Source organism: Dactylosporangium sp. NPDC006015 (assembly GCF_040614215.1).
Taxonomy (GTDB): Bacteria; Actinomycetota; Actinomycetes; order Mycobacteriales; family Micromonosporaceae; genus Dactylosporangium; species Dactylosporangium maewongense.
Window position 1 is genome coordinate 90,046 of sequence record NZ_JBEXUD010000045.1, and the last position, 12,941, is coordinate 102,986.

The 12,941-nt window shown below is 70.5% G+C and carries 10 protein-coding genes; 4 read left to right on the plus strand and 6 right to left on the minus strand.

The annotated features are described in order from the left end of the window. Positions 1-11 precede the first annotated feature (11 nt). The 5 genes from ABZ321_RS46595 to ABZ321_RS46615 form a co-directional block, all read right to left on the minus strand. On the minus strand, positions 12-2,561 hold the full coding sequence (locus tag ABZ321_RS46595) for an FtsX-like permease family protein (protein ID WP_354902709.1): 2,550 nt from the start codon (positions 2,559-2,561) through the stop codon (positions 12-14). Between the two features lie 3 nt (positions 2,562-2,564). Beyond that, positions 2,565-3,362, minus strand: a complete 798-nt coding sequence (locus tag ABZ321_RS46600) for an ABC transporter ATP-binding protein (RefSeq protein ID WP_344502162.1) — start codon at positions 3,360-3,362, stop codon at positions 2,565-2,567. A 104-nt stretch (positions 3,363-3,466) separates the two neighbouring features. Further along, positions 3,467-4,138 (minus strand): response regulator transcription factor, encoded by a 672-nt coding sequence (locus ABZ321_RS46605; RefSeq protein WP_344502163.1) that lies wholly within the window; start codon positions 4,136-4,138, stop codon positions 3,467-3,469. Between the two features lie 14 nt (positions 4,139-4,152). Continuing rightward, entirely contained in the window at positions 4,153-5,361 is a 1,209-nt protein-coding gene (locus ABZ321_RS46610; RefSeq protein WP_354902711.1) for a sensor histidine kinase, read from the minus strand. A gap of 1,492 nt (positions 5,362-6,853) precedes the next feature. After that, the gene (locus tag ABZ321_RS46615; protein WP_344502165.1) at positions 6,854-7,708 is read right to left on the minus strand and encodes a RecB family exonuclease; all 855 of its coding nucleotides are present in this window, start codon (positions 7,706-7,708) and stop codon (positions 6,854-6,856) included. 169 nt (positions 7,709-7,877) lie between these two features. Here ABZ321_RS46615 and ABZ321_RS46620 point away from each other — a divergent pair, with 169 nt between their 5' ends. Genes ABZ321_RS46620 through ABZ321_RS46630 form a run of 3 tightly spaced genes read left to right on the plus strand, consistent with a single transcriptional unit; the run spans position 7,878 to position 10,469 of the window. Further along, complete coding sequence (locus ABZ321_RS46620) at positions 7,878-8,990, plus strand: site-2 protease family protein (protein WP_344502342.1); 1,113 nt, start codon at positions 7,878-7,880, stop codon at positions 8,988-8,990. After that, on the plus strand, positions 8,987-9,922 hold the full coding sequence (locus tag ABZ321_RS46625; RefSeq protein WP_354902713.1) for a tRNA (adenine-N1)-methyltransferase: 936 nt from the start codon (positions 8,987-8,989) through the stop codon (positions 9,920-9,922). Before ABZ321_RS46620 ends, ABZ321_RS46625 begins: the two co-directional genes overlap by 4 nt. Further along, positions 9,900-10,469 carry a hypothetical protein gene (locus tag ABZ321_RS46630; protein WP_354902715.1) on the plus strand — a complete coding sequence of 190 codons (570 nt, stop codon included), beginning with the start codon at positions 9,900-9,902 and terminating at the stop codon, positions 10,467-10,469. Before ABZ321_RS46625 ends, ABZ321_RS46630 begins: the two co-directional genes overlap by 23 nt. A gap of 4 nt (positions 10,470-10,473) precedes the next feature. On the opposite strand, the gene ABZ321_RS46635 is transcribed toward ABZ321_RS46630, so the two are convergent. Next, the gene (locus ABZ321_RS46635; RefSeq protein ID WP_344502167.1) at positions 10,474-10,749 is read right to left on the minus strand and encodes a ferredoxin; all 276 of its coding nucleotides are present in this window, start codon (positions 10,747-10,749) and stop codon (positions 10,474-10,476) included. 146 nt (positions 10,750-10,895) lie between these two features. Between ABZ321_RS46635 and arc the strand changes: the two genes are divergently transcribed. Continuing rightward, a complete protein-coding gene (arc, locus tag ABZ321_RS46640) occupies positions 10,896-12,662 on the plus strand; it encodes a proteasome ATPase (RefSeq protein ID WP_344502168.1) in 1,767 nt (588 codons plus the stop codon). Positions 12,663-12,941: the final 279 nt, after the last annotated feature.

Genomic DNA, 12,941 nt, shown 5'->3' on the forward strand with positions numbered 1-12,941 from the left:
AGCGCTGGTGCCTATTCATACGCGATGGCGTTGAGCACGTTGAGGCGCACCGCCCGGATCGCGGGGATCAGGCCGGCGACCGCGCCGACGACGAGCGCCCCGATGATGTAGGCGATCATGTACCCCCAGGGCAGCGTGACCGCGCCGAAGCCGATCACCGACTTGAGGGCGGTGACCGTCGCCGCGCCGAGCCCGACCCCGACGACGAGCCCGAGCACCGTGCCGAACAGCGTGATCACCACGGACTCGATCGTCACCATCGACCACGTCTGCCGGCGCCGCAGGCCGATCGCCCGCAGCATCCCCAGCTCCCTGGTCCGCTCGATCACCGACAGCAGCAGCGTGTTGATGACCCCGAGCACCGAGATGCCCAGCGCGATGAACAGCAGCACCTGCACGATGACCAGCGCCACGTCGAACTGCTGCCGGCTGGAGCCGACGAGCTCGTCCTTCGTCTGGACGCTGACCTCGGGGTTGTTCTTCAGCACCCCTTCGACCGCGGCCTTCGCGTCGGCGATCGTGACCCCGTCCTTGACCTTGACCATGGCCTGGATCGGCTGCGGGAACGCGAACCCGGTCTGCGCGTCGGCGTTGGAGATGACGACGCCGTTGCCGTTGCTGGTCGAGTTGCTGATCCCGACCATCGTCAGCGTCTTCGTCTGCCCCTTCGCGAACGTCACCGTGATGGTGGTGCCGACCGTGTACTTGCGGTCCTTCGCGGTCTTCTCGTCGGTGGTGAACTCGCCGCTGGCGAGGCGGTCGATCCGGCCCGCGACCGGCCGCAGCTTCAGGACGGTGATCGCGGCCGACGAGTCGTCGTAGGCGAACACGAAGTCCTGCTTGCCGTTGACCTGCACGCCGTCGTAGGTCACGGCGGCGACCGTCTGTGCCTGCGGCAGCGCCTTGATCTGCGTGAGCTCGTCGGGCTGGATGACCGGCGGCACGTCGGAAGTCTGCTGCCCGTAGACGACGAGGTCGGCCTGCAGGTCCTTCTCCACCGACTCGCCGATCGCCGTCGACAGCGACGAGAAGATCGTCGAGATCATCGTGATGATCGCGATGCCGATCATGACCGCGCCGGCCGTGATCGCGGTGCGCCGCGGGTTGCGCGACGAGTTACGCCGCCCAAGCCTGCCCGGCACCGAGAAGGAGAACACCGCGCCGAGCCCGGCGACCAGCGGCCGGCTGACCATCGGCGCGAGCAGCGCCACGCCGATCAGCGTCAGCAGCACCCCGCCGAACACCAGCAGCAGCGTCGCGTCGCCGGCGCCGGCCAGGCCCCACGACAGCGAGCCGACACCGACCGCGGTGACGACGGCACCGGCGATGGTGATGCCGGTCAGCGGCTTGTCGGTCGTCGCCGCGTCCCGCATCGCCGCGATCGGCGCGACCCGGGCCGCCTTGATCGCAGGCAGCACCGCCGAGATCATCGTGACCAGGATGCCGATCGTGAACGACGTCACGATCGCGGCCACCGGCAGCCCCAGGCCCGCGGACTCCATGTTGGCCAGGGCCGTGAACGCGCTCGCCCCGACCGCGCCGAGCCCCATGCCGACCAGGAACCCGAACAGCGACCCGACGACGCCGATGAGCAGCGCCTCCAGCAGCACCGACCGGATGATCTGCCAGCGGCTCGCGCCCATCGCCCGCAGCAGCGCCAGCTCCCGCGTCCGCTGCGACACGATGATCGAGAACGTGTTGAGGATCAGGAACACGCCGACGAGCAGCGCGATCGTGCCGAACCCGAGGAAGAAGTAGTTGAAGTACTTCAGCAGCCCCCGGATCGCCTCGCTGGACGCCTTCGACAGCTCCTCACCGGTCTGCACGGTGAACGTTGGGCCGAGCGCCGCCTTGATGTTGTCGCGCAGCTGGTTGTCGGTGACGCCCGAGTTGCCCTTGACGTCGATGACGTTGAACACGCCCGGCTCGCCGAGCATCACCTTCTGCGCGGTCGCCTCGGTGAACAGCACCGTCGTCTCGCCGGCCATCGAGTCGCGGCCGCCCGCGTACTGCATGATGCCGGTGATCTTGTAGGTCTTGCGGGCCTCGGCGCGGGCGATGATGTCGACGGAGTCGCCGACGGCGAACTTCCCCAGCTTCGCCAGCCCGTTGTTGATGACGATCTCGTCCGCGGCCGCCGGCGCCTTCCCGGCGATCAGCTTCGTCAGCTCGTCCTCGCCGGTCCAGCTGCCGCCGAACTGCCCGGACTGGCTGATGACCACCTTGCCGTTCTTGCCGACGACGCGGGCGCCGGTGACGAACACCTGGCCGGTCGCCGAGCGCACCCCGTCGACCTTCTCGACCCGCGCCACCTCGTCGGCCGGGATCGGCAGGATCGCCTGGCTGTTGCCGGACGCCTCGTCGGCCGTCTGCGACTTCGCCGTCACCTGCACATCGGTGTAGCTGTAGATGTTGGAGAACACGTTGTCGAACGTGCGGCCCAACGTGTCGGTGAGCACCAGCGACCCCGACACGAACATGACCGACAGCACCACGGCGAGGGTCGACAGGATCAGCCGGAGCTTGCGCGCCAGCAGGCTCTTGAGCGTCGCGCGCAGCACGGCTCAGCCCGCCTGCGGCGCGTCGGTGGCGCTCTCGACCCTGTTTTCCAGGTGGGCGTCCAGGCCCTTGAGCTTGTCCAGCACCGCGTCGGCGCTCGGGGACAGCAGCTCGTCGACGACCCGGCCGTCGGCCAGGAAGATGACCCGGTCGGCGTAGGAGGCCGCATTCGGGTCGTGCGTCACCATGACGATCGTCTGCCCGAACTCGCGCACCGAGTTGCGCAGGAACGACAGCACCTCCGCCCCCGACCGCGAGTCGAGGTTGCCCGTCGGCTCGTCGGCGAAGATGACCTCCGGCCGCGCCACCAGCGCCCGCGCGCAAGCGACACGCTGCTGCTGGCCGCCGGACAGCTGGCTCGGCCGGTGCTTCAGCCGGTCCCGCAGCCCCACCGTCTCGATCACCGTGTCATACCACTTCGGGTCGGCCTTGCGACCCGCGATCGACAGCGGCAGCAGGATGTTCTCCTCCGCCGTCAGCGTCGGCAGCAGGTTGAACTGCTGGAAGATGAACCCGACCTTGGTCCTGCGCAGGTTGGTCAGGTCCCCGTCGGACATCCCCGTGAGCCGGGTGTCACCGACGAAGATCTCACCGCGCGTCACCGAGTCGAGCCCGGCGAGCGTGTGCATCAACGTCGACTTGCCGGACCCGGACGGGCCCATGATCGCGGTGAACTGCCCGCGCTCCAACTCGACGCTCACCCCGTGCAGCGCGATGACCTGGGCCTCGCCGCTGCCGTACACCTTCCACACATCCACCGCGCGGGCGGCGACCGCCTGCCCGGTCGTGACTGTCGTGGTCACGCTCGATCCCCCTCTGGTTTCGTGAATGCACTCACGCTACGGGGTGATCGTGGGTGTGCCGTCCTCCCGGGGTGCCGGTCGGGGGTACTCCTTGGGAAGGAGACCTATGATCCCGGTCGGACCAGACCCGTCTCGTACGCGAGGACGACGGCCTGGACGCGGTCCCTGAGGCCGAGCTTCGTCAGCACGTGCCCGACGTGCGTCTTCACCGTCGTCTCGCTCACCGACAGCGCCCGCGCGATCTCCGAGTTCGACAGCCCCCGCGCCAGCTGCACCAGGACCTCCCGCTCCCGGTCCGTCAGCACCCGCAGGTCCCGCGGCGGCTCCGCGTCCGGGTCGGGCAGCGCGTCGGCGAACTTGTCCAGCAGCCGCTTCAGGATCCGCGGCGCGACGACCGCCTCACCGGCCGCCACCGTCCGGATCGCGGTGACCAGGTCGTCGGCGGGCACGTCCTTCGCCAGGAACCCGCTCGCGCCGGCCCGCAGCGCGCCCACCACGTACTCGTCGAGGTCGAACGTGGTCAGGATCAACACACGCACGGGCAGCTTCGCCTCGACGATCGCGCGGGTCGCCGCCACGCCGTCCATGCGGGGCATCCGGATGTCCATCAGCACCACGTCGGGCAGCAGCCGCCGGGCCAGCTCGATCGCCTCGACGCCGTCACCCGCCTCCGCGACGATGTCGAGGTCCGCCTCGCCGCCGAGCACCATCCTGAACCCGGTGCGCAGCAGCGGCTGGTCGTCCACGAGCAGGAGCCGGATTGGCCTCTCGTTCAAGCTCTGCGCCTTTCCTATGCGGGCAGCCGTTCCACGCTGTCCGCATGCTGTTCGATGGGGATCCTCGCGTGCACACGGTAACCCCCGCCGGGCCGCGGCCCGGTGCGCAGCGTCCCCCCGTACAACATGACCCGCTCCCGCATGCCCAGCAGTCCGTGCCCGATCGCGGCGGTGCCCAGCTGCGGCCCGCGTCCGGTGTCGCACACCTCCACGACCACGTCCGAGCGGCTGAACACCATCCTCACCTCGACCGTCGCCGCGCCGGCGTGCTTCAACGCGTTCGTCAGCGCCTCCTGCACGATCCGGTAGATCGTCAGCGCGATGCCCGGGTCCAGCTGCCCCGGCACGCCCTCCACCCGCAGCACCGCCTGCAGACCGGCCTCCCGGATCTGTTCCACCAGCCCCTCCACGCCGGCGAGCCCCGGCTGCGGCGCCAGCTCACCGGCCGGCTCCGCCTCCGTGCGCAGCACCGTCAGCAGTCGCCGCATCTCCCGTAACGCGGTCCGGCCGGTCTCCTCGATCGTCGCGAGCGCTTCGTCCGCGGCGCCCGGATCCCGCTGCAGCATCCGCCGCGACCCGGTCGCGAGGACCCCCATCACGCTCACGTGGTGCGCCACGACGTCGTGCAGCTCCCGCGCGATCCGCCGCCGCTCGTCGGCCACCGCCTGCTCCGTCAGCGCCCGCTGGCTCGTCTCCGCCGTCCTCGCCCGATCCTCCAGCGCCGCCACATACGCCCGCCGCGTCGCCATCATCCGCCCGACCGTGAAGCACACCGCCGCGCTCATCGCGTTGAACAGCAGGAAGACCTGGGGCGTCAGCCCGAGCGGCTCGTCATTGGTGCGCCCCAGCACCGTCGCCAGCACCATCCCCGGCGCCCAGATCAGCAGCCCGGCCGCGATCGCCCGCCGCAACGGCAGATACGCCGCCGCCGTGTACGTGAGGACGATCACGGCGAACCCGCCGTACATCACCGGCAGCACCCCGAGGAACGGCACCACGGTGTGCGCCGCCGTGAACCACACCGCCCCCCACAGCCACCGCCGCCGCACCGCCACCGCCAGCAACCCGACCGTGTCGAACGTCACCTGCAGGGCCAGGTTGCCGGCATCGAGCACCTGCTCCGCGAGCGCCGTCGAACTCCCGCCGACCACAGCGAGCACGACCGCGAGCACGATGTCCTGCACCAACGGGTCCGCTCGGCGGCTCAACACGCGCTTCAGCACTCTTCGTACGCTATCGGCTCCAACCCTGGTTGGATTCGTCGCCGCGTCCGACCCGCGCCTCCTGCTTGAGGATGAGACGCCCGTCCCCCCACCTACCGCGACGCGCCGTCCGCGCCCGCGTGATCCAAGGCCGGATCCGGTCGTCCCGACGGCCAGAACCGTCCTTGGATCAATCAGCCCGCGCCCCGCAGCGGCACGGCACCCGACTGGCACCGACCCCCGCGGCAACTCGAGCGCTGACGGATGTGAGGTTCGTGATTGGAGATCGAAGGCCGGTTCTGGTCGTGCTGGCGGCCGGGCCTGTCCTTTGATCAATCAGGCCGGGGCTCGCAGCGGCATGGCACCCGGCTGGCACACGGCGGCTCGGGCAACTCGAGGCCGATCCGCGTGTCGACGGCGGTCGGGCCAGGTGCCGGGCCCGGGTTGGGCGCCGGAGCGGGGCCGCCCCGGCCTGCCGCGGTGGCACGGTCAGCGGCTCGTCGAGCACGGACCGGGCGGCCGGGCTGGGATACGGACCCCGGCCACTCGGACGCGTCGCCGGGCTGCTCGCCGAGACGACCGAAGCCGGCCGGCTGACCGCGGCGGACTGCTGGCTGAGACGCGTGCGATGCTCACTCCCGTGCCATGCCCCTGCCCGCGCCGTGCGGTGCCGGGTCGCACCTGCGCCGCGCCCGGCCGGACCGCCCACATCTGATCCACGCCCGGGCTGCGGTTTGCCCACCGCATTCACCGGCTGCGCCCGACCCACGATCGCGACGGTCCGAACTCGCCCTGCCGCACCAGCGTCGCGCGGTGCCCGTGCCTGTGCCGTGCCCACACCCGCTCAGTGCCCACACCTGCTCAGTGTCCGCACCCGCGCAGTGCCGCGTCCGCACCCGCGTAGGCCCCCGCATCCGGCCCACAGTCGACCCGGGCCGTGTCTGTGCCGCGTCCGCGCTGTGGCCACACCCGTGCAATGCGCGTGCCGCACTTCGGCCAGGCTCACGGGACGAGCTAGGTCATCGTGCCGGGTGGCACCCGTCGCCGGGCGGCACTGGGCTCGCCGCACCGGCCTGACGGAGTGAGCCTTGAGCGCATCGCGCGGCGCTCGGACCCTGCCACCCCGCACCGCGTCCGGTCTCGATCCGGCCCGTGCCGATTCCGGGCGAATCGAGCGACACACCGCCCGTCCCGCTCCATGTCACGTCCGTGCCCGCCTGCACCCGGCGCCGCCCCGGCACCGCGTGGTGCCCGGGTCGTGCTGCGCCGTGCCCGCGGGAAGACCTGGGGCTGTGCCGACGCACCAAGTCACCGCGCCGGGTGGCACCCCTCACGGGACGGCGCTGGACTCACCGCGTCGGCCTGACGGTGCGTGCTCTGAGCGCTGCGCGTCGACCCTGTCGCCCCGCACCGCGTCCGGTTTCGATCCGGAGGCGTGCCATCCGCGCCGTGCCGGCCCCGAACGGGTCGACCGACACACCGCGCCGGGCCGAACCGGGAGCAACGGCAAGGGTCACTCGTCGCGGCCCGCGGCGGGCTCCTCCTCCGTCGACAAGGGCAGCGCGGCAGCCGTCGCCGGCTCGGGGAACGGCGGCGGCGTCCCGCCGAACGCCGGGCACAGCGCCTGGTGGGCGCACCAGCCGCACAGCCGGCTCGGCTGGGCCCTGAAGTCGCGCTCGGCCGTCGCCCGCTCGATCGCCTGCCACAGGGCCAGCAGCGTCCGCTCGAACCTGGCCAGCTCGTCGGCGTCGGGGGAGAAGTCGCAGACCTCGCGGTCCTTGAGGTACATGAGGCGTAACACGCGGGGCACCACGCCGCGGGTCCGCCACAGGACCAGCGCGTAGAACTTCAGCTGGAACATGGCGCGCGCCTCGAAGGCCTCGCGGGGCGCGCCGCCGGTCTTGTAGTCCACGACGCGGAGGTCGCCGGCGGGGGAGACGTCGAGGCGGTCGATGTAGCCGCGGATGACGAGCTTGCCGTCGACCTCGGCCTGGACGAACGCCTCCCGCTCCGCGGGCTCCAGCCGGTTGGGGTCCTCCACGGCGAAGTAGCCACCGAGCAGCTCGCGGCTGGACTCCAGGAACGCCTCCGTGTCCGCGAACAGGTCGGCGAGGCCCTCCTCGGTCTCCACGAGGCGCTGCCACTGCGGCGCGACGAGGGCGGCGGCCCGCTCGGGAGTGCGGCTGCCGCTCGGCTCCTCGAACAGCGCCTCCAGCACGGCGTGCACGAGCGTGCCTCGCATCTGGTCGGGCGTCGGGCGCTCGGGAAGCCTGTCGATGCTGCGGAACCGGTACAGCAGCGGACACGTCTTGAAGTCCGCGGCGCGCGACGGCGACAACGTAGGCAGGGTGGTGATGGTCTCCGTCATGCGTGGAAGGTTAGGCCACGGGTACGACAGTTTTCGCGGACCGACCCCTCGGCGCGGACTACACGTAGCATCATGGGCAATGGACGACTACCGCTCGGCACCCGCGCCGGCGTCGTCGGCTGCCCGGACCCGGCCGCCGGAGCGCGGCTCCGGGATCCCGCTGGGGCGGCTGTTCGGCGTCCCGATCTTCCTCGCCCCGTCCTGGTTGCTGCTCGCCGCGCTGATCACGCTGACGTATAGCCAGTTCCTGTCGGCGCAGCGGACGCTGCCGATGACGACCGGGTTCGTGCTGGGCTTCGGGTTCGTGGTGTGCCTGCTGCTGTCGGTGTTGCTGCACGAGCTCGGCCACGCAGTGACGAGCCGGCACAGCGGGATCGGTGTGAGCGGTATCACGCTGGAGATGCTCGGCGGCTACACGGAGATGGAGCGGGAGGCGCCGCGGCCGGGCGTGGAGCTGTTCGTGTCGCTCGCCGGGCCGGCCGTGTCGCTGCTGCTGGGACTGCTGGCGGGCGGCGTCGCGCTGGTGCTGCCGGCGCACAGCCTGGCCGAGACGTTCGCGTTCCAGCTGGCACTGAGCAACATCGTGGTGGCGGTGTTCAACGCGCTGCCCGGCCTGCCGCTGGACGGTGGGCGGGCGCTGCAGGCCCTCGTCTGGAAGATCAGCGGTGACCCGAATCTCGGCCGGCGGGTCGCCGGCTGGTCGGGGCGGCTGGTCGCGGTCGCCACCGCCGCCACCGTGGTCGTGCTGTACTCCCAGGGCGTCCTCGACAGGATCTTCGGCCTGCTCTTCACGCTGCTGGTCAGCATCACGATGTGGGTCGGCGCCGGTCAGGCGATCCGGCACGGGCGGGTCGCGTCGAGCCTGCCGCCGTTCAACGCGCGGGAGCTGGCCAGGCCGGTGATCCCCGTCGCCGCGGCCACGCCGCTGGCGGAGGCGGAGCGGATCGCCCAGCAGAGCGGCGGCCAGCCACTCGCCGTCGTGGACGGGGCCGGGGCGATGCTCGGGTTCGTGCACGGCGCCTCGGCACGGGCGGTCCCGGCGGAGCGCCGGCCGTGGGTGCCGATCGGCGACGTCACCCGCCGGATCGACGAGCACCACGTCCTGGCAGGGGATCTGCGGGGCACCGACCTGCTGCACGCCATCCGGGACGACCCGGGCGGCGACTACCTGGTGGTCTCGGGTGAGGATGTGCACGGCGTCCTGCGCGGCGCCGAGCTGCTCTCGTTGCTCGAAACACGCAGATCCACCAGCAGGCCCACCAGCAGAAGGAATCGCACGTGACTGTGTCCCTCGACCTCCCCACCACCCGCCGGGGACCCTTCCAGCCGGGTGACCGGGTCCAGTTGACCGACCCCAAGGGGCGGATGCACACGATCGTGCTCGAACCGGGCAAGGAGTTCCACACCCACCGCGGCGCCCTCCCGCACGACGACCTGATCGGCTCGCCCGACGGCAGCGTCGTGACGAGCGCCGGCGGCACGGCGTATCTCGCGCTGCGGCCGCTGCTGTCGGACTACGTGCTGTCCATGCCCCGCGGCGCCCAGGTCATCTACCCGAAGGACGCCGCGCAGATCGTCGCCATGGGCGACATCTTCCCCGGTGCCCGGGTCCTGGAGGCCGGGGCCGGCTCCGGCGCCCTCACCTGCTCGCTGCTGCGGGCGGTCGGACCGAGCGGCAGCGTCACGTCGTACGAGATGCGCGAAGACTTCGCAGCGATCGCCAGGCGCAACGTCGAGGCCTTCCTCGGCGGGCCCCAGGCGGGGTGGACCTTGCGGGTAGGTGACGTAGCGGGCTGCGAAGATGTCGGTTTTGATCGGATAATCCTAGACATGTTGACCCCGTGGGAGATCCTGCCGCTCGTGTCGCGGGCGCTGATCCCCGGCGGGGTGTTCATCGGCTATGTGGCGACCACGCCGCAGCTGTCCGAGCTGGTGGAGGCGCTGCGCGAGGACGGCGGCTACACGGAGCCCCGGGCTTGGGAGAGCCTGGTGCGTGACTGGCACGTCGAGGGTCTCGCGGTGCGGCCCGATCACAGGATGATCGCGCACACCGCGTTCCTCGTCAGTGCCCGGAAGCTGGCGCCGGGGGTGACGGCGCCGCCGCGGCGCCGCAAGCCGAGCAAGGGCGCCGAAGCGTATGCGGCGCGGCGGTTGGCAGCCGCCGCGGTCGCACGGGAGGAGGAGGCAAAGGATGAGCCGTCCGAGCTTCAGTGACCTACCTGCCGTATTTCCGGACTGGTCGCCCTATCCGGACCTCGAGTCGGCGGCCAGGGCATACCTGCGGGACCCGGACATCGCGCTCGACGCGATGGCCGGCGTCCTGCGCGGGCAGAGTGTGCTCGGTTTCACGCTCGAGCGGTTCGTCAACGACGTCAACGGGGTCTGGCAGGAGGTCGTCGTCTGCGACGGCACCCGGCTCATCCTGTGGCACGGCGAGGACATCCCGCCTGAGGAGGCGCCGCCGGGCTCGATGACGTCGTCGCTGCGGGTCGTGGCGCTGTCGGCGGTGACCGAGGTCGGCTGCCGCCGCCGGCTCAGCCGCAACCCCAACGGGCACGCGAGAGTAGACAGCGTCGATGTCTACCTGCTGCTGACCTCGCTCGACGAGGCGAACGTCGCCGCCGAGGAGGCCGGCTCGATCATCCGCCACGACGCGTTGCGCTTCGGTAAAACTCTCGACGACGGCGGCGCCGGACAGATCGCCCGTTTGGAGGAGTTTGCCCGGCTGGTCTCTTCTCTCGTGGGCAAGCCGATGCTGTGAGGAATCAGTCGGCGTTGGGTCCGGCGACGGGCACGTCGTCGGCCGCCCGGTGCACGTGGATGCAGTCGCCGGGGCACTCCTTGGCCGCGTCGATGACCTCGAGCCGGAGGTGTTCGGGCACGTCGACGCGGGTGCCGGGGGCCAGCTGAAGCTCGCCGTCGGTCCCCTTCACATAGGCCAGACCATCGACGTCGAACTCGAATACCTCAGGCGCGTACTGCACACACAGGCCGTCACCGGTGCACAGGTCCTGGTCAACCCACACCTCAAGAGCGCTCACGCTGCAACATTACAGGGCTGGTGGAAAGCGCCTCCAGGCCGCACGATTTGTAAAAGCCCTGTGGCGCACGGGTTCGAAGGGGCCCAGACCGGCGAACAGCAGTTAGTGTTAGAGCACAACGTTCAAAGCCCCCGGGGAGGTGGGACGTGGCACGCAGCGACGACGCGGAGACGCGCGCCGCACGATGGGAGAAGGACGCCCACGATCTCTCCACGCAGGTCGCTTTCCTCCAGGAGGAACTCGCCCTGGTGCGGCGCAAGCTGACGGAAACCCCGCGACACGTGCGACAGCTCGAGGAGCGGCTTGCCGCAGCGCAGGCGCAGATTGCCCGGCTGACCGAAAACAACGAGCGGCTCGTGGCCACCCTCAAGGAGGCCCGCGCCCAGATCGTGACGCTGAAGGAGGAAGTTGACCGCCTGGCACAGCCGCCGAGCGGTTACGGCGTCTTCCTCGCCCGCCACGAAGACGGTTCCGTTGACGTCTTCACCGGTGGGCGCAAGCTGCGCGTGGCAGTTTCCCCGGCCATCGAGGTCGAGGAGCTGCGCCGAGGCCAGGAGGTCCTGCTCAACGACGCCCTGAACATCGTCGACGCGCTCGGGTTCGAGCGGGCCGGCGAGGTCGTCATGTTGAAGGAGATCCTGGAAGGTGGTGACCGCGCTCTCGTCATCTCGCACGCCGACGAGGAGCGGATCGTCCACCTGGCCGACACCCTCGCCGAAGCGCCGTTGCGCGCCGGCGACTCGCTCATGATCGAGCCCCGCTCGGCGTATGCCTACGAGCGGATCCCGAAGAGCGAGGTTGAGGAGCTGGTGCTGGAGGAGGTGCCCGACGTCGACTACACCGACATCGGCGGCCTCTTCTCGCAGATCGAGCAGATCCGCGACGCCGTGGAGCTGCCGTTCCTGCACGCGGAGCTGTTCCGCGAGCACCTGTTGCGTCCGCCGAAAGGCGTCCTGCTCTACGGCCCTCCCGGCTGTGGCAAGACGCTGATCGCCAAGGCGGTCGCCAACTCGCTGGCGAAGAAGATCGCCGAGCGGCGCGGCGAGGAGCGCAGGACCAGCTACTTCCTCAACATCAAGGGTCCCGAGCTGCTCAACAAGTATGTCGGCGAGACCGAGCGGCACATCCGGCTGATCTTCCAGCGCGCCCGTGAGAAGGCGAGCGAGGGCACCCCGGTCATCGTGTTCTTCGACGAGATGGACTCGGTGTTCCGGACCCGCGGCTCGGGCGTCTCCTCCGACGTCGAAAACACGATCGTGCCTCAGCTGCTGAGCGAGATCGACGGCGTCGAGGGCCTGGAAAACGTCATCGTCATCGGCGCGTCCAACCGGGAAGACATGATCGACCCGGCGATCCTGCGCCCCGGCCGGCTCGATGTGAAGATCAAGATCGAGCGACCGGACGCCGAGGCGGCCAAGGACATCTTCTCCAAGTACATCCTCACCACCGTCCCGCTGCACAAGGACGACATCGCCGAGCACGACAACTCGCCCGAGGCGACGGTCGCGGCGATGATCGACGCGGTGGTCCTGCGGATGTACTCCGAGACCGAGGAGAACCGGTTCCTCGAGGTGACCTACGCCAACGGCGACAAGGAGGTCCTGTACTTCAAGGACTTCAACTCCGGCGCGATGATCCAGAACATCGTCGACCGGGCCAAGAAGATGGCGATCAAGGACTTCCTCAGCAACGGCCAGAAGGGCATGCGCCTCCAGCACCTGCTCGACTCCTGCGTTGACGAGTTCCGCGAGAACGAGGACCTTCCCAACACCACCAACCCCGACGACTGGGCCCGCATCTCCGGCAAGAAGGGCGAGCGGATCGTCTACATCCGCACGCTCGTCTCCGGCGGCAAGGGCGCGGAGGCCGGCCGGTCCATAGAGACCGCCACCAACACCGGCCAATATCTGTAACACCGCGACACCGGCGGGCGGCGACCTCGGCAGAGGCGCCGCCCGCTTCGCATGACCCCAGCAGCGCCCCAGCAGCGCCCCAGCAGCGCCCCAGGAGCCAGAGCCAAGAGCAAAGAGCCAAGTTCATGGCTCCGGTCCGTCGTGGGCACGGCCGTTGCTCCCGCAGTCAACGGTCGGGCCTTGGCGGCCCTCCCTGCACGTCCGCGTGTAGTTGCGCAGACCGCGGCGCCGGGGGGGGGGGGGCCCCCCCCCCCGCCCCCCCCCCCCCCCCCCCCCCCG

Excerpts from the sequence above, each read along its gene's own strand:
- ABZ321_RS46615 (WP_344502165.1), bottom strand. The coding sequence starts at position 7,708 with ATGACGGAGACCATCACCACCCTGCCTACGTTGTCGCCGTCGCGCGCC.
- ABZ321_RS46630 (WP_354902715.1), top strand. The coding sequence starts at position 9,900 with ATGAGCCGTCCGAGCTTCAGTGACCTACCTGCCGTATTTCCGGACTGG.